We start from the raw sequence: 21203 nt of genomic DNA on the forward strand, positions 1-21203 counted from the left end.
GTCGACGGTCTTCGAGGAGTCACAGCCATACGGAGAGTTATGTCAGAGTCATCATCGACCACAGAGTCACCGGTGCGTCGACGGGATCTGCACAGGCGACGCTCATCGTCCCCGTTCTCTCGCACCCGCACCTCGACTCGCAGCACCGGGGCACCGACCGCGCCTGCGTCCGCTGACTCCGAAACCGAGAACCTGTCGCCCAGGCGCGCAGCGATGGCCGCCGAGGCGCGAGCGACTCAGTCGTCCCCGCGCCGGGCCGCACTGGCTCGAGAAGCCGCAGCGGTTCCCACGACCTTCGGCTCAGCCTCTGCCTCGTCGGCCCGTCGGGTCAACGCAGGAGCCGCCGAGAGCCGCGGGTCCGATGGTGCGCTGCTCAAGTCCGTGCGCAAGAAGAAGGTGCGGACCATCTCGACTCTGGCTGCCGTCTCAGTGGCCGGCGCCGCCACCGCAGTGACCATGCTGGTCAACAACCTGGGCGGCGGTGCCGAGGTCAAGACCGACCCGACCGCCGCCGGTGAGCCCGCCGCCATCAATGCTGAGAAGGTCAACGCGGACGTCCCCGAGGTCAAGGGGAAGTCGTCGATGGAGATCGGCGTGCCGAGCGCCAAGCAGAAGAAGGTCGAAGCCGCGTCCCGCGCGGTCGAGAAGAGTGCCCTGCCCGGCTGCGATGAGAAGCAGAACTTCGATCAGTCCGCCGGCAACGGCGAGCTGCCCGATGAGTGGCTGTGCGACCTCGGCAAGGAAGACCACCGACTCCGTGCCGATGCCGCTGTCTCCTTCGCGAAGATGAACGCCGCCTACAAGAAGGACACCGGCAAGGAACTCGAGATCACGGATTCCTACCGTGACATGGCCGGACAGGTCTCTGTGGCCGGCCGGAAGCCGGGGTTGGCCGCCAAGCCGGGCACCTCACTGCATGGTTGGGGCATCGCCCTCGACCTCGGCGGTGGAGTCGCCTCGAAGTCCGGAGCCTGGAGCTGGCTCGTCGAGCACGGGGACGAATACGGCTGGGAGAACCCCGACTGGGCCAAGTCGAGCATGTACGAGCCCTGGCACTGGGAATACACTCCCGCCCGCGACTCGATTCCCGGCAAGTGATCGATCAGCTGCGCAGTGCCCGTCCGTAGCGGCGGCGGTAGACGATCTGAGCGAGCCGAACGAACGGTTCGCCGAGTCTCCAGATGCCCTGCCCCGCCCGCGAGACCGACCTCAGGACGAGGAAGACTCGGTCGTCGGCGGTGCGGATGAGGATGAATGACTCCTCTCCGGTGATCGGATGTCCTGGCTTCGTGCCGTAGGTGAAGCCGCATCGGTCCTCCGTGTCGACGACATCGATGACGCGTGAGGGCTCAGGCAGCCGGAAGGGGCCGAGGCGCACGCGGATCGTCGGCTCCTGCCCCGGCTCCACCCGAGGCGGCCGACCAGATCCCGCGCGAGCGTCGACATCGGCCGTCGACTCCGCTCCGGCCGCTCGACTGACCGTGTCCGCACTTCCGACGTGGACGGCGTCGACGTTCACCTCGATGTCGAATCCGCTGCGGATCTTGACCTCCCAGTGCAGGAGCTCCTCGGCGCAGCGGTCGAACGTCTCTTTCCCGTGGCCGACGAAGTACGCGGATTCGAAGTGACGGTAGCCGTCGGGACGCTCCAGCCACCTCGGCGAGAGGGGATGCGTCAGCGTCACGGGACGGTTGTCGGAATGGTCGGCCATGCCTCCAACCTAGCGGACGCGGCCCGTCAACCCTACGGAATCGAACCGTGGGACTCACAGTCCGGACGACGGGGTGGCGTCGACCGGACGGCCACGTATGATGCCAAGAACAGCGGACCTCAATCGAATGTCCGCTCAGCATTTGAGCCAGGATCAAAGGAGAACCACGTGCGCACAATCAACGGCATCGACGAGATCGAATCGCTCATCGGCCAGGGGTTCGGCTCCTCCGAGTGGATGACGATGGATCAGGACGCGATCAACACCTTCGCCGACGTCACCGGCGACCACCAGTGGATCCACGTCGACGAAGCACGCGCTGCCGAGGGGCCCTACGGCGCGACGATCGTCCACGGCTTCTTCACCCTCTCGCTCATCCCGAAGTTCTCCGCTGATGTATTCACCATCGAAGGCGTCTCGATCCGCGTCAACTACGGCCTCAACAAGGTCCGCTTCCTCCAGCCCGTCGTCGTCGGCTCCCGACTGCGCGGGACCATCAGCGTCAAGGACGTCATCCGCGGCGACAAGGGCACTCAGGTCATCCTCGAACACACGATCGAGATCGAAGGCCAGGACCGCCCCGCCTGCGTCGCCGAGGTGGTCACCCTCCTCGTCGAGTGAGCTGAGCGCCGCCTTCTGTCGGCGGGTTAAGTGGGGGTCAGATTGCACATTTCCGCGGGTCGAAAATGGCAATCTGACCCCACTTAACTCGATGGAGCTGTTCTGCCCTCAGCTCGGGCGGTGGGCGTCGAGGAGCTGGGCGACGCGGATATAGCCGAGGTGTGAGTACGCCTGCGGGTGGTTGCCCAAGTGCATCTCGGCAACGGGGTCGTATTCCTCGGACAGCAGCCCGGTGGGCCCGAGCAGAGCGTCGAGCTGCCGGAACAGATCCCAGCCATCGTCGATGCGGCCGACCTTGATGAAGGCTTCGATGAGCCACGTCGTGCAGATGTGGAACCCGCCCTCGAGCCCGGGCAGTCCGTCATCGTAACGATAGCGGAAGACCGTCGGGCCGACCCGCAGCTCGCGTTCGATCGCGTCGACGGTGGAGACGAACCTCGGGTCGTCGGCGTCGAGCAGTCCCGAGAGTCCGACGAACAGAGCCGCCGAATCCAGGTCCGTCTCACCGTAGGCGACGGTGAACGCTCCGACCTCCTCGTTGTAGCCGTGGGTGAGCACGTCGTGGGCGATCTCCTCGCGCAGCTGCCGCCACGCACCGGGCGGCTCCCGATCGAACCGGTCGGCGATGCGCAGCGCCCGGTCGACCGTCACCCAGCACATCACCCGCGTGTACACGTTGTGCTTCGGTGCGCGCCGGGCCTCCCAGATCCCGTGATCGGCCTCGAACCACCGTTTGCCCACGGCTTCGACCATCTGACAAGTGAGCGTCCAATAATCGTCGGGCAACTCGCCGAGGTGGTCGCTGAGTTCGTCGAGGAGTTCCGTGACCGGGCCGAACACGTCCAGTTGGACCTGGTGTTCGGCGGCGTTGCCGACCCGCACCGGCCGTGATCCGGCGTATCCGGGCAGGTGGTTGAGCACCGCCTCGGTCGTCAGGGCCGAACCGTCGACGGCGTAGAGCGGATGGAGCTGTTCGGGAGAGACCGTGTGCTCGAGGATGCCCGACAGCCAGGAGAGGAATCCTTCGGCCTCACCGGTGGAGCCGAGGGCGAGCAGGGCGCGGACGGTCATCGATCCGTCGCGCAGCCACGTGTACCGGTAGTCCCAGTTGCGGACTCCGCCGATGCCCTCGGGCAGGGAGGTCGTGGGGGCGGCGAGGACTCCGCCGGTGGGTTCGTGGCAGAGAGCGCGCAGGGTGATCGCCGACCGGATGACCTCGTCGCGGTGGTGGCCGGGCAGGGTGAGCGAGTCGACCCAGTTCGTCCAGAAGTTCAGGGCGCGTTCGCGCACATGATGCTCCCCGCCGGTGGCCATATATCCGGCGTCTCCGGAACCGGTCCCGCAGGCGAGGACGAGGACGATGGATCCGCCGGGTTGCTGCGAGGGGATGACGGTCGCCTCGGCGGTGTGGGAGTCGCCGTTCTCGATGAGCTCGAAGTCGATTCCGGGGGCGTGGAGTTCGATCGGCTCCGCAGTGCCGAGCACCGCCACACCGTCATCGGTCCTGGTCATGCGGGTGGGCACCGTGGCGTAGTCGAGCCTGGGTGCGAACCGGATGCGGGTCGGGGTGTCGCCGGTGAGCACGCGGACGACGATCGTGTCGTCGCTGTGCCCGTCGACGGGTGCGAGGTAGTCGACACAGCTCAGTCCGGCCCACCGGGTCTCGAGCAGGGTCGAGTTCCCGAGGTAGCGCTGCGTCAGCGGAGCGGCTCCGTTGGCCGGTGCTACGGCGAAGAATCCGGCCGCCTCGGAGCCGAGGATCTCGGAGAACATCGACGCCGAGTGCGGCAGCGGGTGCGGCATCCAGCAGATGCTGCCAGTCGGGTCGATGAGCGCGGTCGATTGTCCGTTGCCGATGAGGCTGTGCCGCTGGATCGGGGTGGCGCGACGGCCGAAGAGCCAGGACTTGCGCAGTTCGAACAGGGCGCCGAGGACGGTGGAGACCTCGTCCGGTGAGTCGAGGCGGAAGTCGGCGTGTGTGGGCGTGTTCCCAGTTCCGACCTTGAGCCCGAGGTCATCGGCGCCGAGGGTTTCGAGAGCGAATTCGTCGGCGGTGTCATCGCCGATGAACACGACGGCTTCCGCTCCGGTCTGGCTGCGCAGTCGAGTCAGCGCATCGGCCTTCGACGACGGTACGACGGAGAGGTCGATGACCTGTTTGCCGCGGGTGGGGTGGATCGGGTGGGCGGCCGCGAGCTTCTCGACGGCGGCTTCGATCTCGCGCCGGCCGGCCTCGTCGAGTCCGCGCAGGTGCACGGCCGCACCGGTGGTCTTGTGCTCGATGACGTCGCGCGGCAGGGCGCGGGTGAGGTCGGCGCGGAAGTCGGCGAGGACCGCCCGCTGCTCTTCGGTGAGCGTATCGATGGTGAATGTGTCGGTCTCACCGCCGTGAGACCCGAAGAGGTGGACCTCCCTGGGCAGGCGCGACATCGCCGCGAGGTCGCGCAGGCTGCGACCGGAGATCACCCCCGCCGAGGTGGACGGCAGCAGGGCGAGCGCGCGCAGTGAGTCGACCGAGCTCTCCAGGGGAAAGGCTTGGCTGGGGACGTCGACGATGGGGGCGATCGTCCCGTCGTAGTCGGTCGCCACCAGCAGGGATGGGGAGCGGGAGAGCGCGAAGAGGCGCCGGAAGAGGACGGGGTCGAGTGCTCTGCTGGCTTCGGCCAGGTCGCCCAATAATTCGGAGGACCTCACCGAGGCGGCGATGGTGGCCAATCGGGATTCGGTTGCGCTCTCGTGCTCGACAGTGCTCATCTCACCTCTGGTGTCTCGGTTGGCTCGGGTGCCGGTCAGGGCTCTTTCTTCACTGGGGTGTCGCTGTCCGGATCGTCGGGAGATTCGGGATCGGCCGTGCGATCGGCTTCGCCGGCGGCGTCGGTTGGGTCGGACGTGTCCGCGGCATCGGACGAGTTCGTATCGTCGGCGACGTCAGCGGCACCCGAGGGGGCAGCGTCGGCGGGCTCGGCCGCCTCGGCGGGGGTGTCGATCTCCTCGGGGAGGGCACCGCGCTTCGCCAACTGGCGGCCCTTGCTCAGGCGGGAGTAGCCGCCGATGATGAAGATCACGCCGGCGATGAGGGTCGCCGCTCCGGTGAAGCCGAGGATCGACAGGGCTTCCATGCCGTCGCCGAAGACGAGGATGATGCCGAGCAGGACGTGGACTCCCGAGGCGATGAGGAAGTCCGAGGCCATGGGCTGGGAGCGCAGCTGCCGGTGGGCCCAGAATTCGAGGGCACCGTGCAGCAGGGCCCAGATGCTCAGGGCAGCGCGCAGTTCGGCCGGTTGGTCGGCGAGGAAGAGGAAGACGATGGCTGGGATCGCGATGACGGCCTGGCCGAAGATCGCGGTGCGCACGTTCAACGGCGAGCGCACGGCCTGGAAGACCAAGGCCAGGGCGAAGAGGATGAGGTAGCCGATGGCCAAGTGGTCGACGACGTCGGTCGGCAGGCTCAGCTGCGCGGGGTTGACGGCGTCGCGGGGCCAGAAGACGGTGACGATGCCGAAGGCGACGCCGAGGATTCCACGCACGACCATGGGCCAGCCGAGCCGACTCGCTGCGGCAATGGCCTGCGGGGCGGCTTCGTTACGCGGGGGCGTGGATTCGGTGCGCGGTTCTTCGGTACTCATCACGGCACCAGTCTAGGTCGCCTGCCTGAGTCTGTCCGGTCAGCGTCGACTCAGGCGCGGGTGGGCGGCGCTTCTTTGCGTCTCATGTATTTACGTAATTACGTATTGGTTGTATTATCGAAGCATGGAATCGACACCGTCGGCAGACGATCGCCTCTCCGCCCTCGAACAACGAGTCGCCGAACTCGAGGCTGCGGCCGCCTCCATCGCGCCACCGCGGCCCGCCGCAGGCGAAGCGGCGACCGCCCTGCCGGGCGACGCGGAGACCTTCTGGGCGCTGCATGGGCTCGTCGACCACCTCGGCGAGGAGGGCGGAGTGACCTACACCGGGTACACGACTCCCCCGGGCGGCAGCGGTCCCGTGGCGTGGCAGATGGGCCTGAGCAGCGCGGGCCTGGCGCAGATCGACTTCGCCGAGGCGGCCGGATCCCTGGCAGCCCTCGGCCACCCGGTCCGCCTGCAGCTGCTCCAGGCGATCTATGAGGGCACGAGCACCGTGGCCGAGCTGGGCAAGGACGAACGCTTCGGCACGTCCGGGCAGATCTATCACCATGTGCATGCCCTCGCCGGCGCCGGCTGGTTAGAGAGCGCCCGCCGCGGACACTGGCGGGTGCCCGCTCAGCGAGTCGTTCCGCTGCTCACCCTCGTCCTCATCGGCACACACTGACGAAACCTCGCGTCCTTGAGCCATCGCCCACCGCACGACCCGTACCCGACCACCACACTTTCCACCCCCGCTGACCAGGAGGAACGATGACCGTCACCGACGACCACCGCACATCTGCGGCCGCGGGACGGCCGCCTCGGCGACTGGGGATTGCCTTGCTTGCTGCCTCACTCACGGCCGCCGTCCTCGCGGCGATCACCCCGTGGCCGCGCGGTTTCCAGGGCGCGCCTACCGGGGATCCCGAGCTCATGGCTGAGCTCGAGGACGCACTCGGCAGCCGGCATTGGCAGCACGTGGCGGCCGCCCGCGTCGACGGCGACGAGGTGACTTTCGCGGGCACCGGAGCCCATGAGCACACCGAGTTCGAGATCGGATCGATCACGAAGACGTTCACGGCCGCGCTCTTCGCCGAGGCGATCGACCGGGGCGAGGTGAAGGCGGACACCCGCCTCGGCGAAGTCTGGCCGGACCTGGACGGGAAGGTCGCCGAGGTGACGCTCGAGTCGATTGCGATGCAGCGGTCGGGGCTGCCCTCCCAGGAACCCACTCCGAGCTTCAGAGACGGAGTGATGAGCGTGCTGTCGAATTACATCCACACCGACCCGTACCGCGGGGACGCCGGGGACATCGTCGCGAGCCTCAACGATGTGGAGGTCGGCGAACCGGAACCCGAGTATTCGAACTACGGGTTCGCCGTCCTCGGCCAAGCCCTCGCCGAGGCGGCCGGTCAGGACTATACGGACCTCGTCCGCGAGCGGATCACGGAACCGCTGGGCATGGAGGAGACCTTCGTCCCGGATTCCGCTGAGGGGCTGTCCCACGGATACACGGCCTCGGGACTGCCCGCCGCACCGTGGACGCTCGGCGGGTCGGCACCGGCCGGGGCGATCCGGTCGACGACGCACGACATGTCGCTCTGGCTGCGAGCCGTGAGCGACGGAACCGCGCCCGGCGCCGAGGCGGCCGGACCTCGAGCCGACTTCGAGGACGACCGCATCGGCTGGGCGTGGTTCACGACGACGCATGACGGCTCGACCATCACCTGGCACAACGGCGGCACCGGCGGCTTTCGGTCGTTACTCGGCTTCGACAGGCAGACCGGAAAGGGCATCATCGTGCTGAACGATTCGGCGAACAGTGTCGATGCGGCCGCGACGCTCATCATGGCCGCTACCGGCGCGGATTCCGGCACCACGACCGAAACCGAAACCGCGTCCGAAACCGGGACAGCATCCGGGAACGAAAGCTCGGCGAAGGGAGAACGCTCATGAGTCCCGAACTCATCTCAACGGTCATCGGGGCCCTCATCGTGGCCTGGGGTGCGTTCACCGCGTGGCAAGCTCCCCGCGCAGCGTCCCGGATCGGGCTGCTCTCGGGCCTGGTCACGGCCGTCGTATTCGTCCTGCTCATCCGCCTCATCACACCGTTCGGAGGCTGGGAGAGCTGGTTCATCTACGTCTGGCTGGCCGGAACGCTCGTCATCGTCGTCTCCGTCTTCCGGGCTGCGCTCGTCTGGGCGGACCTGCCGTGGCGATCCGACGAGGCGAAGGCACGCCGGAACGAAGCGAGCGGGCTCGGCTTCTCCACCCTGCTCGCGCTCCTCATCTCCGGCGCCCTCGTCCTCCCCGGGCTCTTCCTCTGACGGAGGTTGCCCGACTCCGCGAACGGCCGACCACGGCGGCCTGAGTAGGTCTCTGCTTGCCCTACTGCCCCTTGACGGTCAACGTACCGCCGCTTTCGGAGACCTCGTACTTCGGCAGCGGCTCCTCGGCCGGACCGGAGATCACCTCTCCGGTGGTCACCGAGAAGTTCGAGGAATGGCACGGGCAGATGATGGCCTCCTCGGTGATGCGAGTGACCTGGCAGCCCTGGTGGGTGCACACCGATGAGAATGCGAAGAACTCGCCCTCCTTCGGCTGAGTGATCACGTAGGTGTCCTCGATGACGGTGCCGGATCCCACGGGCACGTCTGAGGCCGACAGGCTCGAGTCCTTGGTCGGCTCCGCATCCTCGTCGGACGAACACGCCGAGGTGGCCGCCACCGAGCCGCCGATGACCGCCACCGTTCCGGCCACGCCCGCTGTCTTCATCACACGTCGTCGGGTCGGATCCGCCGTTGCGGTCGATTCGACTTCGGCGGGGCTGCTCGGGGTCGTCGTCATCGGAATCTGCTCCTTCTCGCGGGTGCGCACAATCCGCCATGCCGCCAACAGACATGGACTCGTAAGTTCCAGCGTACAATCGCAGTCGGTTCACCGCCTGCAGGTACCTGTCAGGATCGAATGGCACCAGACCAGTCCTCGGACGATCGGGGCGGCGATGGGTGCGGTGGGCCGCCTCGGCGAGGGACGATTTCAACCGGAAAAGGGGCGCGGCAGTGGCCGACGAGACGGCAGCACACCAGCGGCGCCCGGATCCGCGCATCGCGACGGGATGGGGCCTGGCCGCCTCGGTGTACGTATTCACCGTCGTCATGATGGGCACCACGATGCCCACGCCCCTCTACCCGCTCTATGAGGAGCGGTTCGGGTTCGGCACCGCATTCACCACTCAGCTCTTCGCAATCTACGTGGTCGGGGTCATCGGCGCGCTCGTCCTCTTCGGTCGCCTCTCCGACGGACTGGGTCGACGGCCGGTGCTCGGCCTCGGGGTGATCTTCTCGATCGCCTCGGCGGTGCTCTTCCTCATCGGATCCCACATCGGCCTGCTGCTGACCGGCCGAGTCCTGTCCGGTCTGGCCGCGGGGATCTTCACGTCGACCGCCACCGTCACCGTGCTCGAGAACGCGCCCGCCGGGCGCGAACGACTCGCCGGATCCTTGGCCACGGCGGCGAATATAGGCGGCCTCGGACTCGGGATCCTGTCGTCCGGACTGCTCGCCCGCTTCGCCCCCGCTCCCCTGCTCACGCCGTTCCTCGTCAACGCGCTCATGCTCGCCATCGCCGGGTTCGCGCTCATGCTCGTGCGGGACCGCACGCGGGGCGGGGCAACCTCCGTCCGGTTGCAGCTGCCGGGGATTCCCGCCTCGGCGAGGCACATGTTCCTAGCCGCCTCACCTGGGGCGATCACCGGCTTCGCGGTGTGCGGGCTGTATTCGGCGATCGCGCCGAGCTTCATCGGTCAGACCCTGCACGTGACGTCGACCGCGGTCACCGGTGCTGTTGTGTTCCTTCTCTTCGGCGCCTCGGCGGCGGCGCAGGTGCTGCTGCGCGGGTTCAGCGACCGTCGACTCATCGTCGGCGGGACCGTGACCATGATCGTGAGCATGGGTGCTCTCGTCTTCGCACTCATGGCGGGGTCGCTGCCGGTGCTCATCGCCTCCGCAGCGTTGGCCGGTGCCGGGCAGGGGCTCGTGTTCATGACCGGGATGCGCGCGATCACCGCGGTGACCGCGCCCGAGCACCGCACCGAGGCAACCACCTCGTACTTCATCCTCGCGTACGTGTTCATATCGGTGCCGGCGATCGGTGCCGGATTCCTCGCCGCCGAGGTGGGACTGGCGAATGCGACCGTCATCTTCGCCGTCGCAGTGGCCGTGGTGTGCGTGTTTGGACTCGTCGCGGCACGGAGGTTCGCGGGCCGTTAGGTGGAGGGCCTCCGGGTGCTGGGGTGTCTGAGCCAGGTCCCTGGACCGTCGGGTGACGGGTAGCTGGACTGGCGAGGCCGTTGGGGCCGTTGGGCCTGTTGGGCCTGTTGGGGCCGGGTTCGCACGGAGCAGCGCGGCGGACGTCGGCCAGAGGCCTGATTTCCGGAGATCTGCCTCCCCGCTCCCGAGAAATGGTCACTTTCGGATAGTCCCCGGAAAATGTAGGTCATCATCGGATACTTTCAGCGCTTCGAAGTATCCGATGGTGACCCATATTTCTCGGCTGGTCCCATCTCCGCTCTCCCACACCTCGACTTGTCGCACCGGGACCTCGGTTTGTTTCCTCTGAGGTCTCAAACCCCTTGTCCGTAGTCCCGTCTCCGATGGAGGTTCGGGTCAGTGACGTGAACTAGGGTGGGTGCCATGACCTCCGCAGCCACGACCTCCGCCCTCGATGTCCTCCACGATGTCTTCGGCTATGAGGAGTTCCGGGGTCAGCAGGCGGCCATCGTCGACCAGGTCGTCGGCGGCGGGGATGCGGTCGTACTCATGCCCACCGGCGGCGGAAAATCCCTGTGCTATCAGATTCCTGCCCTGGTCAGGCCCGGTACAGGTGTCGTCATCTCCCCACTCATTGCGCTCATGGCCGATCAGGTCGCGGCGCTGGAGAACCTCGGCGTGCGGGCGGCCTATCTCAACTCGTCCCTCGATTTCGAGACCGCCCAGCAGGTCGAACAGCAGCTGCTCGCCGGAGAGATCGACCTGCTCTACCTCGCGCCCGAGCGTCTCGTCCTGCCGCGGACGATGCGACTGCTCGAGCTGGCACAGATCTCCCTGTTCGCCATCGACGAAGCCCACTGCGTGTCCCAATGGGGACATGACTTCCGCAGCGACTATCTGGGACTCGGCGTCTTGGCCGAACGATTCCCGGATGTCCCGCGCATCGCACTAACGGCCACGGCCACGCCGGCCACCCACGCCGAACTCACCGAACGACTCCACCTCCAGGATGCCGAGCACTTCGTCGCGAGCTTCGACCGACCCAACATCACCTACCGGATCGAGCCGAAAGCCTCGGCGAGATCGCAGCTGCTCAACTTCATCACCACCGAACACCCCGGGGATTCGGGCATCGTCTACTGTCTGTCCCGGCGCGGGGTCGATCAGCTGGCCGAAGCACTCGTCGCCCGCGGCCTCACGGCCCTGCCGTACCACGCAGGGCTTCCCGCCGAGGTGCGCGCGGAGAACCAGGCGAGGTTCCTCCGCGAGGACGGCATCGTCATGGTCGCCACCATCGCCTTCGGCATGGGCATCGACAAACCCGACGTCCGCTTCGTCGCCCACCTCGACCTGCCGCGGTCGGTCGAAGGCTACTACCAGGAGACCGGTCGAGCCGGCCGCGATGGACTGCCCGCGGATGCGTGGATGGTCTACGGCCTCGGCGATGTCGTCTCCCAACGCCGACTCATCGAATCCGGCGAGGGCGACCAGGTGTTCAAACGCCGCCAGATGAGCCACCTCGATTCGATGCTCGCCCTCTGCGAGACAGTCGACTGCCGACGTGTGCAGCTGCTGCGGTACTTCGATGAGGATTCCGCACCGTGCGGCAACTGCGACACATGCATGACACCCCCAGTGACCTGGGACGCGACCGTGGCCGTGCAGAAGCTTCTGTCCGCCGTCATCCGGCTCGACCGGGAACGCGGGCAGCGCTTCGGTTCGGGCCAGGTCATCGACGTGCTGCGCGGCAACGACAACGACCGTTCCCGGGCCTCGGACCATGCGAGCCTGAGCGTCTGGGGCGTCGGCGACGACCTGTCCGAGAGCCAATGGAAGACCGTCATCCGCCAGGTGCTCGCCCGCGGACTCCTCGACTCCCATGGCGACTACGGAGTGCTCGTAGTCGGTGAGGCGGCCGGCCCCGTCCTGCGGGGAGAAGAGGAGATCTCACTGCGCGTCGACCCGGTGAAGAAGTCCGGAGGCAAGAAGGCCGGATCACGTCGCCGGGGCGACCCCGAAGTCGAACTCGACCCCGCCGATGCCTCCCTGTTCGAGGCCCTGCGCTCCTGGCGAGGAGAGCAGGCGAAGGAGCAGGGCGTGCCCGCCTATGTCGTGTTCCCCGATGCCACGCTCTACGGCATCGTCGAAGTCAAGCCGACGACGATCAGCGCACTCGGTCAGGTCAGCGGAGTGGGTCTGAAGAAGCTCGACCGCTACGGCGATTCCGTGCTCGAGGTGCTCGCCGCCCACGCAGGCTAGACGTCGTCAGCCCTCCTCACCTCCCATTTGCTACCTGACGGCGGCCCAGCAACCTCGCGCGAGGTTGCTGGGCTGTGCTGTCTCACTACCTTGCTTACAACCTGTCTCAACACATTGCTGACACCATGTCTCATGACGTTGCTGACACCATGAAGCACACTTCGGGTCATGCCCGAACCTCTTTCACTGGCCACCCGCCGCGCGATCATCGACTTCGACCCCAACGCATCAGACTCTCCACCGATCACCGAGTTCTGCCGCCACCACGGCATCACTCGAACCACGTTCTACGCGATCCGCAAACGCTACAAAACCGAAGGACTCCTGGCACTCCACCCCCACTCATCGGCACCGAAGAACACCGTACGAATCTATGACCAGACCACCACCGACCTCGTCCTGAAGATCCGCACCGAACTCGAGTCCACCGGGTGGGATGCCGGCCCGAAATCGATCTGGTTCCACGGAGTCGATACCGGTCAGTTCACCGAACCCGTCCCTTCTGTGGCCACGATCGGTCGGATCCTCTCCGACGCTGGGCGAGTGAAAACGAACCCGAAGAAGCGCCCGCGATCATCATTGATCCGATTCGTCCGTGCCAACGCCATGGAGATGTGGCAACTCGATGCCTTCGAATACACACTCACCGGCGGTAAGACGAAGATCACGGTGTATCAGCTCCTTGATGACTCCACCCGCTTCGACGTCGGCACACAAGCCTTCCACGGCGTGGAAAACAGTGCCGACGCGATCCAGACCATCTCCGCTGCCTTCACTGACTATGGAGTGCCCCAGGAGCTGTTGACTGACAACGGCAACGCGTTCAACGGCAACCGTCAGGGCTGGGTCGTGACCACTCAACTCTTCCTCGCCGACCACGGCTGCCGAGGAATCTCCGGCATGCCCGGACACCCGCAAACCCAGGGCAAGAACGAACGTGGCCACCAGACACTGCTGAGAGTCCTCGACGCCAACCGTCCCCGCAGTCTTGAGCAAGCGCAGAAGGTGATCGTGGCTTTCCGCGACCGCTACAACAATCGCCGACGGCATCAGGCATTGCCAGGAAATATGACTCCGCGACAGGCGTGGGAAGCCGCCGTGCATACTCCCTCAAACGGCACACCGATCCCGCGCACTGAGGTCGAAGCGATCGCACGTGAGTATGCTCAACGCCGCCGAGTTCAGGCCGCGTTGAACCAACCACTTCCCGATCAGAACAGGTTTGCCGGCGAACCCTTTCCAGAAGCCGCCGATGCAGTGCCAGACCGTGTTGTGATTGCCGCGGGCAATCCACAGTGAATCGCCCCGGGGATAATAGAGGCAGGGAGATTGGAAGAAGGAGATTCTCTCTTGCCAGTGAAATACACCGACGAACTCAAGGCTCGTGCCGTCGAGCTCGTCATCCATGCCCAGGCCGACCCCGACACCGCGAACGGAGCGATCACCCGTGTTGCGAACGAACTCGGTCTGAGTAAAGAAACCCTGCGAGTCTGGGTGCGAAAGCACAAGGACTCCGGCAAAGCCACACCGGCCGAGTCGGTCGACCTGGAAGCGGAGAACCGTCGGCTCCGGGCTGAGCTGGCCGAAGCGAAGCGGGCCAACGAGATTTTGAAGAGAGCGTCGGCTTTCTTCGCGGCGGAGCTCGACCGCCCATCGAAGTGATCGTCGCTTTCATCGACGATCATCGTCACGAGTTCGGAGTCGAGCCAATCGTGCGCGCCCTGTCCGGGACTGCTGCACGGATTGCTGTGAGCTCGTATTACGCCTACAAGAAGCGTCAACCATCAGCCAGGGCCCGTCGGGACCAAGCACTGATGGTGGTCATCCAGGATGTCTATGAGGCGAACTATTCCTGCTATGGAGTGCGGAAGATGTGGAAGGCGATCAACCGCGACTACGCCGACCAGTTCGGTCCGGTGGCCCGCTGCACAGTGGAGCGGTTGATGCGCCAGTTGGGCATTGACGGGATCCGGCGGAAGCGGAAGCGGCCGAAGACGGCCTCAGCACGTGCTGAGGAGTGTCCGGATGATCTCGTCGAACGTGAGTTCGCAGCACCGGCACCCAACTGTTTGTGGGTTGCGGACATCACGTATGTTCCGACGTCTGCTGGGTGGGTGTACACGACGTTCATCCTTGATGTCTTCCACCGGGAGATCGTCGGCTGGCAGGTGACGAACCATATGCGGGAGTCGCTGGCCAGGGACGCACTCACGATGGCTCTCGCTGCGAAGTATCGGGCCGGCGAAGACGTCTCCGGGCTGGTGCATCACTCGGATCGCGGGGTGCAATTCCGGTCGATTCGCTATGGCGAGACCCTGGCGGAGTCCGAAATTGTGGCATCTGTGGGGTCGCGTGGGGACTCGTATGACAACGCGATGGCGGAGGCGCTGAACTCGGTATACAAGGCCGAGCTTATCGACCGGAAAGTGTGGTCGGGGTTGATTGAGGTGATGGCGGAGACGTCGAAGTGGGTGGCTTGGTACAACCAGGAACGGCTGCATTCAGCGACCGGGTACCGACCACCGTTCGAGGTCCATTCCGAATGGATCAACCAGTCTGCGACAGAGTCCGCGGCTGCTTAGGAAACCAAGAAAAGGAGCCTCTACGAAACCCGGGGCTTGACACAGCTCTATGTCCACGCTGTCGGACTCGGAGTACCGAAATCCCTGGTCGGGACCTATCAGTCAGTGGTCACCGAGGACGCTTACACCTTGTTCGACCCGACCACTGGTGAGGAAGCGGTGTATTTTCCGCTGCCAATTCGCACCGCTGAAACAGTCAGGCGGTATCCGTTGTGGAGAGTCGTTGGAGCCAGAATGCGTGGAGCTACGAAGACGTGGCTGACGAAACAGCATGACTATCTGCTCAAGCATTTCCCATCCGAGGCACCAGCTGACCGGACCGTCACGATATGTCACTGAAGAAAAGACAACCCCGCCCAGAGTGTCTGCAACCTAGTGAGTCAGGTTGTCAGCACGCTGGTGAGCGAGGTTGTCAGCAAGGTAATGAGTGAGGTTGTCAGCAAGGTCGCGAGTTTCCACACGAGGTTGCTGAGCCGCCGTCAGGTAGTTCTGAGGCGGTAGCCTGGAATGCAGACGAACCCACCGGTTCCCTCACCACGTGGAAGGCGACGATGACGACCCCTGACCGGACAGCCACCTCGGCGAATCCAACAGCAATCACCCGCGCGGACTGCGAACAACGCGATGCGAACGATCCCCTGCACGGCTTCCGCGAAGAGTTCCTGCTCCCGGAAGGCACGATCTACCTCGACGGGAACTCGCTCGGCCCGCGGACAAAAGGAGCCGCAGACCGCGCCCAGGAAGTCATCACCGACGAATGGGGCACCGGCCTCATCGGTTCGTGGAACACCGCCGGCTGGTGGGACCTGCCCGCGAAGCTGGGTGAGAAGGTCGCCGGGCTAGTCGGCGGCGGGGCCGGGTCGACCGTCGTCACGGACACCACGTCGATCAACCTGTTCAAGGCCGCCTCGGCGGCGCTGAAGATGCAGGCCGAGGACTCCCCGAACCGGCGGGTCATCCTCACCCAGCGGGAGAACTTCCCCTCCGATATCTACATGCTTCAAGGTTTGGCCGAGCAGCTCGGCGACGGATACGAAGTCCGCCTCGTCGACGATGGGGAGGTCACCGCAGGATTCCCGACCACGATGTCCGACGAGGTGGCCCTCGTCGTCCTCACCCATGTCAACTACCGGACCGGTCGGCTCTTCGATATGGGCACGACCACCTCGGCGATCCAATCCGGCGGAGCCATGGTCATCTGGGATCTGTGCCATTCGGCCGGTGCTCTGCCGATCGATCTGGCCGGAACCGGTGCGGACATGGCGATCGGCTGCACGTACAAGTTCCTCAACGGCGGACCCGGCTCTCCCGCGTTCATCTGGGTCGCCGAGGCGCTGCAGAACCGATTCAGCCAACCTCTGTCGGGGTGGTGGTCGCATGCGCAGCCCTTCGATATGGCTCCGGACTATCGGCCGGCCGACGGTATCCGCCGGTACCTCACGGGCACGCAGGGAATCCTGTCGATGTCCGTGGCCGAGCTCGGCCTCGACATCCACTCGCGGGCGGACATGGAACAGGTCCGGGAGAAATCCCTGGCGCTGTCGGACCTGTTCATCGACCTCGTCGATGAGCGTGTGGCCGATCACCCGGTCGAGGTCGTCACCCCACGTGAGCACGCCCATCGCGGATCCCAGGTCTCGATCCGGCATCCGGAGGGGTTTGCGGTGATGAGCGCGCTCATCGAACGCGGAATCATCGGCGACTACCGCGAGCCGGAGGTGCTGCGGTTCGGACTGACTCCGCTCTACATCGGGTTCACCGAGGTGTGGGACACCGTCGAGGCCCTGCGCGACATCCTCGACAACCGGCTCTGGGACACCCCGGCGCACAAGGTCCGCGGCGCCGTCACCTGATTGCTACCCGACGGCGGCGCAGCAACCTGGCGCCAGGTATCTGGGCCGCCGTCACCGGCGTTGGAGCATGGCTGCTCAGGTGTCCGGAGCCGCAGAGGTTTCGACAGAGGTTTCGATGACCTCGGCGTTGACTCCGAAGTACGGTTCACCCGCCTCATTTCGCGGGCGGCTGGCGGCAAGCGTCTTGAGCAGATTGCTGCCCCGCTCCCCAGTGATCGGGTCGAGATCGAGGATGGCACACCGCGCAATCGGATCTCCGATCCGCACACGCAGAGCGCCGACGTCCGGCACGTTCACCGTCACATCCCGGCCTCGCCATGTCTCTTCGATGAAGGGTTCGTCCGCGTCGAGAACGAGGGTGGCACGGAAGCGGGCGGTCTCATCAAGCAGCTCGTGGTGACCGGACCGATCGGCGAGTTCTCGTATCGAAGCAGTCGTGACGATCGACAGGCCAGCTCCGTAGATCACATCTCCACGACGTGCGCGGGCCAGTCGCACCGGCTTTCCCAGCCACTCGGAGGCGAGCTGCGAATGCGGACCGTCGGTGAGTTCGAGGTCGACCGGTCGCTTCCAGTAAGAGCAGGTCAGGCGCTCACCCTGCCCGACTGACACTCCAGAGGCAGAGCGCCCGTCGGGCAAGGTGATCGTCAGTGTGTCGTCGACGAGGGAGGTGGTCATGCGAATGAGCCGTGGGTTCTGCACGGTCTTGAGCACCTGTCGTCGTTCGACATCGACGAAGCAGAACTCACGATCGCCGATCGGGCCGTGAGCGTCGACGGCTGCTCCAGGTCGGGCCTCGTGTCGTGTGCCTTTGACGTGGGCGAAACCGAGCGATGGCACACTGAATTCCGACGCCAGCGTCGGTGACGGCGGCGCAGATACCTGGCGCCAGGTTGCTGCGCCCCCGTCAGGTAGTAATTGCATGGGGGTTGCGGCCTCCTGTGATGGCGTAGGCGCCGATGGCCACCGCTCCGATGGCCAGGACCGTGCCGCCGATGATGACGGCTCCGGGAATCGTGGCGATCGTGCCGAGCACTCCCACGGTGACTCCGGAGAAGGTCTGCATCCCCGGCCCGAACGTCGCATAGGAGCCGATGACGCGACCGCGGATCTCAGGCGGCGCTTCGAGTTGGATGATGGCCATCTCGGTCGACTCGGCGGTGATCTTCGAGACTCCGGCGATGACGAGCATGATGACCGCCACCCACAGGTGCGAGGTCAGGGCGAAGAGCAGTGCGCTCAGGCCCATCGCCGAGGCGGCCAGTGCCGCCGCAGCTGGGACGGCCCTGATCCACCCGGTCGCCTCGAGCCCGAACCCGCCGAGCACTCCGCCGGCGCCCATGGCGAAGAGCAGCACACCGTAGGTGAAGTCGCTGTCTCCACCGACCGGATTGAGGATGTCGCCGAACACCGGCATCGCCGTCTGCAGCACCGCCCCGATCGTCGTCGAGGCGAGCGCCGCCAGCAGCAGCATGCCGACGATCGCACGATTGTGGCGGACATCGATGAGCACCCGCAGCGACTGGATGAGGGTCGTCCGCGCGGTGCGCACACCTCCGCTGCGCAGATGTCCGGTGAAAGGGGTGCGGATGAGGAAGATCGTCAGCGGCAGGTAGAAGAGGATGTTGATGAAGATGCCCCATGTGGCGCCGACCCCGAGCAGCAGGGCGGAACCGACGACGGGACCGAAGAGGATGCCGAGGCTGCGGAAGGTCGAGTTGAGGCGGACCGCGCTCGGCAGCTCTTTCCGATCGACGAAGTCATGGAGCATCATCTGTTCGGCCGGGCCCCACAGACAACCGGCGAGTCCGTGGATGACGAGCAGCACGCAGGCCTGCCACAGCTGCAGGGAGTCGGTGAGGAAGAGGATCCCCCAGCACAGGGACACGACCATGAACATGATCTGCCCGATCTGGATGAGGCGGCGGCAGTCGAAACGTTCGGCCAGGGATCCCGCATAGACGGACAGCAGCAGGAACGGCAGCCAATGGCTGATGAGCTGGAACCCGACGAGCGCCGGGGATTCGAACTTCTGCCACAGCACCCAGTAGGTGATGACGTGCTCGATGTTGTCGCCCATCATCGCCGTACCCGACCCGACCAGATAGGGCGCAGTCTTCCAGCTGCGCAGGACGCTGAAACGGCGCGGACCCGCGGCACTGCCGCCACCCGCTCTGCCCGCACCCGCGCCAACCTTGCCGACGCCCACCTCGTCGCCGGAGATCTCGGAGGAATCGCTCACTCGCCTATTCTCACACCCGCAGAACAGACCGGCGCCGCGCTCTTGCCTGCTGGGATCGGAGCGAGGACAATGATCCTTGATCAAGGAGGATCATATGCCCACCGCTCAGCCGCCGTCATCCACTCGTCCGAACTCCGCCCTCGTCGTCATCGACGTCCAGAACGGGGTGATGCAGGCCGGTTGGAACTCCGATCAGGTCATCTCCACGATCTCGGATCTCGTCGACCGCGCCCGGAACACCGGCACCGAGGTGGTCTGGGTCCGGCACAGCTCAGGTGAGCTTCCGCTCGATTCCCCGCAATGGCAGATCGTCGACGCGCTCGCCCCCGCCGACGGTGAATCCATCATCGAAAAGACCCACGGCAACACCTTCGAGGACACGGACTTCGAGGAGGTGCTCGCCGGCAAGGACGTCGGCCATCTCGTTGTCACCGGTGCCCAATCCGACGCCTGCGTACGGTCGACGATCCACGGCGGCTTCGCCCGCGGTTATGACGTCACCCTCGTCACCGACGCCCACACCACCGAGGATCTCACCGAGTGGGGCGCTCCCCCTCCGAAGCAGGTCGTGTCCCACACGAACCTGTACTGGCAGTTCGAATCCGGTCCCGGTCGACAGGCACGGGTCCAGGAGTCGAGCGAGGTCGACTTCGCCAGACCGTGATCGACCCCGCTCCTGCAACCCCGCGAGTCTGCCATCATTGAGGCATGAGTGAAGACATCCGCAGCATCGAACTGACCCGCATCTCCGAGAACCACTACCGCGCCACCGCCCCAAGCGGAGCGAGCATCGAATTCGGTCGCGGCGAGGGCCTCATGACCCCCGTCGAGCTGCTCCTGGCCGCCGTCGCCGGCTGCTCATCGATCGACGTCGACACCGTGACCAGCCGTCACACCGAACCGACGAAGTTCGACGTCGCCGCGACCGCGGACAAGATCGACGAAGACGGGGCTTCCCGTGTGGACAACGTCCACCTCGACTTCGATCTCGCGTTCCCCGACGACGAGGAGGGCCGGAAGGCCGATGCCCGCATCGAACGCCTCGTCGGGCTCTCCCACGACAAGTACTGCACGGTCTCCCGCACCGTCGAACACCCCACGAAGGTCGACTTCAGCATCCGTCGCGACTGACGTCCCGATTCCGCGCGGCAGATCCTTCGCCGAGGCGGCCCGCCGTTCCGTGCAGACGTGATCGTCAGCTGTCGGCGAGCCGTTTCTTCTCGACCTCGACGTCGAAATCGGCGGCCGGCCACTGCGGGTCGATGTCCTTGAGGACATCGAGCAGCAGACGCTGCACGGCCAGCCTGGCGTACCATTTCCGGTTCGCGGGCACGACGAACCACGGCGCCGCCTCGGTGGAAGTGCGGTCGAAGACTGCCTGGTAGGCGTCCATGTAATCCGGCCACAGGAGTCGTTCGTCGACGTCTCCGGGGTTGTACTTCCAGTACTTGTCCGGCCGGTCGAGGCGTTCGGCCAGGCGCTCCTTCTGCTCGTCCGGGGAGATATGGAGCATGACCTTGACGATCCGCACTCCCGCCGCGACCAGTTCGGCTTCGAAGTCGTTGATCGCTGTGTAGCGGCGCTCGATCTCGGCGGCGTCGGCGAGTTCACGGACGCGGCCGATGAGCACATCCTCGTAGTGGGAGCGGTCGAAGACTCCGATCATTCCGGGCCCGGGCACGCGCGGACGGATGCGCCAGAGGAAGTCGTGGGCGAGCTCCTCCTCGGTCGGCTTCTTGAAGGCGGCGAGTTCAACGCCCTGCGGGTCGACGGCTCCGACGACGTGACGAACGATTCCGCCCTTGCCGGCGGTGTCCATGGCTTGCAGGACGAGGAGAACGGCGGGGCCGGAGTCCTCGTCGTGGTGCGCGGCGAAGAGTCTCTCCTGCAGATCGCTCAGTTCGGTCGACAGCGCCTCGAGATCCTTCTTCCCGCTCTTCTTGTCCCCGTCGTAACCGGGCGTCGACTGCTGGTCGACCTCGCCGAGGCGGAATCCCTCCCCGACGCGCAGCAGTGGTGCGGGGTCGGTCGTCCAGTTGCTTCTCAGCTCACTCAT

General features: G+C 65.7%; 20 protein-coding genes and 1 other annotated feature. Of the genes, 13 read left to right on the forward strand and 7 right to left on the reverse strand.

Going from position 1 to position 21203, the window contains the following annotated elements:
• Positions 1 to 39 precede the first annotated feature (39 nt).
• Entirely contained in the window at positions 40 to 1098 is a 1059-nt protein-coding gene (locus CXR29_RS16470) for a M15 family metallopeptidase (protein WP_101554433.1), read from the forward strand.
• Between the two features lie 4 nt (positions 1099 to 1102).
• On the opposite strand, the gene CXR29_RS16475 is transcribed toward CXR29_RS16470, so the two are convergent.
• Complete coding sequence (locus CXR29_RS16475) at positions 1103 to 1711, reverse strand: DUF1990 family protein (protein WP_101554434.1); 609 nt, start codon at positions 1709 to 1711, stop codon at positions 1103 to 1105.
• Between the two features lie 168 nt (positions 1712 to 1879).
• Here CXR29_RS16475 and CXR29_RS16480 point away from each other — a divergent pair, with 168 nt between their 5' ends.
• Positions 1880 to 2332, forward strand: a complete 453-nt coding sequence (locus CXR29_RS16480) for a MaoC family dehydratase (protein WP_127365117.1) — start codon at positions 1880 to 1882, stop codon at positions 2330 to 2332.
• Between the two features lie 108 nt (positions 2333 to 2440).
• Here the strand turns inward: CXR29_RS16480 and otsB are convergent, their stop codons facing one another.
• Both otsB and CXR29_RS16490 read right to left on the reverse strand, forming a co-directional pair.
• Positions 2441 to 5086, reverse strand: coding sequence for a trehalose-phosphatase (otsB, locus tag CXR29_RS16485; RefSeq protein ID WP_127365118.1), 2646 nt, complete (start codon positions 5084 to 5086; stop codon positions 2441 to 2443).
• A 35-nt stretch (positions 5087 to 5121) separates the two neighbouring features.
• Positions 5122 to 5958, reverse strand: a complete 837-nt coding sequence (locus CXR29_RS16490; RefSeq protein WP_180956949.1) for an HdeD family acid-resistance protein — start codon at positions 5956 to 5958, stop codon at positions 5122 to 5124.
• Positions 5959 to 6082: 124 nt separating this feature from the next.
• Here CXR29_RS16490 and CXR29_RS16495 point away from each other — a divergent pair, with 124 nt between their 5' ends.
• The 3 genes from CXR29_RS16495 (at position 6083) to CXR29_RS16505 (ending at position 8267) form a co-directional block, all read left to right on the forward strand.
• The gene (locus tag CXR29_RS16495; RefSeq protein ID WP_025779088.1) at positions 6083 to 6625 is read left to right on the forward strand and encodes an ArsR/SmtB family transcription factor; all 543 of its coding nucleotides are present in this window, start codon (positions 6083 to 6085) and stop codon (positions 6623 to 6625) included.
• Positions 6626 to 6711: 86 nt separating this feature from the next.
• The gene (locus tag CXR29_RS16500; protein WP_127365119.1) at positions 6712 to 7896 is read left to right on the forward strand and encodes a serine hydrolase domain-containing protein; all 1185 of its coding nucleotides are present in this window, start codon (positions 6712 to 6714) and stop codon (positions 7894 to 7896) included.
• The gene (locus tag CXR29_RS16505) at positions 7893 to 8267 is read left to right on the forward strand and encodes a hypothetical protein (RefSeq protein WP_127365120.1); all 375 of its coding nucleotides are present in this window, start codon (positions 7893 to 7895) and stop codon (positions 8265 to 8267) included. The genes CXR29_RS16500 and CXR29_RS16505 overlap by 4 nt, the downstream gene beginning before the upstream one ends.
• Before the next feature lie 61 nt (positions 8268 to 8328).
• Here the strand turns inward: CXR29_RS16505 and CXR29_RS16510 are convergent, their stop codons facing one another.
• A complete protein-coding gene (locus CXR29_RS16510) occupies positions 8329 to 8787 on the reverse strand; it encodes a Rieske (2Fe-2S) protein (protein ID WP_127365121.1) in 459 nt (152 codons plus the stop codon).
• A 215-nt stretch (positions 8788 to 9002) separates the two neighbouring features.
• On the opposite strand from CXR29_RS16510, the gene CXR29_RS16515 reads away from it, so the two are divergent.
• The 6 genes from CXR29_RS16515 to kynU all read left to right on the forward strand — a co-directional run bounded on the left by CXR29_RS16515 (position 9003) and on the right by kynU (position 16905).
• Positions 9003 to 10211, forward strand: a complete 1209-nt coding sequence (locus tag CXR29_RS16515; protein WP_206516235.1) for an MFS transporter — start codon at positions 9003 to 9005, stop codon at positions 10209 to 10211.
• A gap of 423 nt (positions 10212 to 10634) precedes the next feature.
• Positions 10635 to 12470 carry a DNA helicase RecQ gene (gene recQ, locus CXR29_RS16520; RefSeq protein ID WP_127365122.1) on the forward strand — a complete coding sequence of 612 codons (1836 nt, stop codon included), beginning with the start codon at positions 10635 to 10637 and terminating at the stop codon, positions 12468 to 12470.
• Positions 12471 to 12638: 168 nt separating this feature from the next.
• Positions 12639 to 13769 (forward strand): integrase core domain-containing protein, encoded by a 1131-nt coding sequence (locus tag CXR29_RS16525; protein ID WP_127365123.1) that lies wholly within the window; start codon positions 12639 to 12641, stop codon positions 13767 to 13769.
• 57 nt (positions 13770 to 13826) lie between these two features.
• Positions 13827 to 14132 carry a transposase gene (locus tag CXR29_RS16530; protein ID WP_164742795.1) on the forward strand — a complete coding sequence of 102 codons (306 nt, stop codon included), beginning with the start codon at positions 13827 to 13829 and terminating at the stop codon, positions 14130 to 14132.
• Positions 14093 to 14221 (forward strand) — a sequence feature (AL1L pseudoknot). Its footprint overlaps the gene before it by 40 nt.
• Positions 14183 to 15052 (forward strand): IS3 family transposase, encoded by an 870-nt coding sequence (locus CXR29_RS16535; RefSeq protein WP_241241503.1) that lies wholly within the window; start codon positions 14183 to 14185, stop codon positions 15050 to 15052. (Overlaps the previous feature by 39 nt.)
• A gap of 551 nt (positions 15053 to 15603) precedes the next feature.
• The gene (gene kynU, locus CXR29_RS16540; protein WP_127365124.1) at positions 15604 to 16905 is read left to right on the forward strand and encodes a kynureninase; all 1302 of its coding nucleotides are present in this window, start codon (positions 15604 to 15606) and stop codon (positions 16903 to 16905) included.
• A 75-nt stretch (positions 16906 to 16980) separates the two neighbouring features.
• Here kynU and CXR29_RS16545 read toward each other — a convergent pair whose 3' ends face one another.
• Complete coding sequence (locus CXR29_RS16545; protein WP_240811988.1) at positions 16981 to 17745, reverse strand: MOSC domain-containing protein; 765 nt, start codon at positions 17743 to 17745, stop codon at positions 16981 to 16983.
• A gap of 67 nt (positions 17746 to 17812) precedes the next feature.
• The gene (locus CXR29_RS16550; protein ID WP_241241504.1) at positions 17813 to 19147 is read right to left on the reverse strand and encodes an MFS transporter; all 1335 of its coding nucleotides are present in this window, start codon (positions 19145 to 19147) and stop codon (positions 17813 to 17815) included.
• A 94-nt stretch (positions 19148 to 19241) separates the two neighbouring features.
• On the opposite strand from CXR29_RS16550, the gene CXR29_RS16555 reads away from it, so the two are divergent.
• Positions 19242 to 19811 carry a cysteine hydrolase family protein gene (locus tag CXR29_RS16555; protein ID WP_127365125.1) on the forward strand — a complete coding sequence of 190 codons (570 nt, stop codon included), beginning with the start codon at positions 19242 to 19244 and terminating at the stop codon, positions 19809 to 19811.
• Positions 19812 to 19855: 44 nt separating this feature from the next.
• The gene (locus CXR29_RS16560) at positions 19856 to 20278 is read left to right on the forward strand and encodes an OsmC family protein (RefSeq protein ID WP_101554445.1); all 423 of its coding nucleotides are present in this window, start codon (positions 19856 to 19858) and stop codon (positions 20276 to 20278) included.
• A gap of 64 nt (positions 20279 to 20342) precedes the next feature.
• On the opposite strand, the gene CXR29_RS16565 is transcribed toward CXR29_RS16560, so the two are convergent.
• A complete protein-coding gene (locus CXR29_RS16565) occupies positions 20343 to 21203 on the reverse strand; it encodes a PPK2 family polyphosphate kinase (protein ID WP_127365126.1) in 861 nt (286 codons plus the stop codon).

The organism is Brevibacterium linens (assembly GCF_003999335.1).
In the GTDB taxonomy this organism is placed as follows: domain Bacteria; phylum Actinomycetota; class Actinomycetes; order Actinomycetales; family Brevibacteriaceae; genus Brevibacterium; species Brevibacterium linens.

What these genes read in the sequence shown, in the direction of transcription:
- CXR29_RS16500 (WP_127365119.1), top strand. Translation starts at nt 6,712, where the DNA reads ATGACCGTCACCGACGACCACCGCACATCTGCGGCCGCGGGACGGCCG.
- CXR29_RS16565 (WP_127365126.1), bottom strand. Translation starts at nt 21,203, where the DNA reads ATGAGTGAGCTGAGAAGCAACTGGACGACCGACCCCGCACCACTGCTG.
- otsB (WP_127365118.1), bottom strand. Translation starts at nt 5,086, where the DNA reads ATGAGCACTGTCGAGCACGAGAGCGCAACCGAATCCCGATTGGCCACC.
- CXR29_RS16475 (WP_101554434.1), bottom strand. Translation starts at nt 1,711, where the DNA reads ATGGCCGACCATTCCGACAACCGTCCCGTGACGCTGACGCATCCCCTC.
- CXR29_RS16495 (WP_025779088.1), top strand. Translation starts at nt 6,083, where the DNA reads ATGGAATCGACACCGTCGGCAGACGATCGCCTCTCCGCCCTCGAACAA.
- kynU (WP_127365124.1), top strand. Translation starts at nt 15,604, where the DNA reads ATGACGACCCCTGACCGGACAGCCACCTCGGCGAATCCAACAGCAATC.
- CXR29_RS16505 (WP_127365120.1), top strand. Translation starts at nt 7,893, where the DNA reads ATGAGTCCCGAACTCATCTCAACGGTCATCGGGGCCCTCATCGTGGCC.
- CXR29_RS16525 (WP_127365123.1), top strand. Translation starts at nt 12,639, where the DNA reads ATGCCCGAACCTCTTTCACTGGCCACCCGCCGCGCGATCATCGACTTC.
- recQ (WP_127365122.1), top strand. Translation starts at nt 10,635, where the DNA reads ATGACCTCCGCAGCCACGACCTCCGCCCTCGATGTCCTCCACGATGTC.
- CXR29_RS16490 (WP_180956949.1), bottom strand. Translation starts at nt 5,958, where the DNA reads ATGAGTACCGAAGAACCGCGCACCGAATCCACGCCCCCGCGTAACGAA.
- CXR29_RS16560 (WP_101554445.1), top strand. Translation starts at nt 19,856, where the DNA reads ATGAGTGAAGACATCCGCAGCATCGAACTGACCCGCATCTCCGAGAAC.
- CXR29_RS16555 (WP_127365125.1), top strand. Translation starts at nt 19,242, where the DNA reads ATGCCCACCGCTCAGCCGCCGTCATCCACTCGTCCGAACTCCGCCCTC.
- CXR29_RS16470 (WP_101554433.1), top strand. Translation starts at nt 40, where the DNA reads ATGTCAGAGTCATCATCGACCACAGAGTCACCGGTGCGTCGACGGGAT.
- CXR29_RS16510 (WP_127365121.1), bottom strand. Translation starts at nt 8,787, where the DNA reads ATGACGACGACCCCGAGCAGCCCCGCCGAAGTCGAATCGACCGCAACG.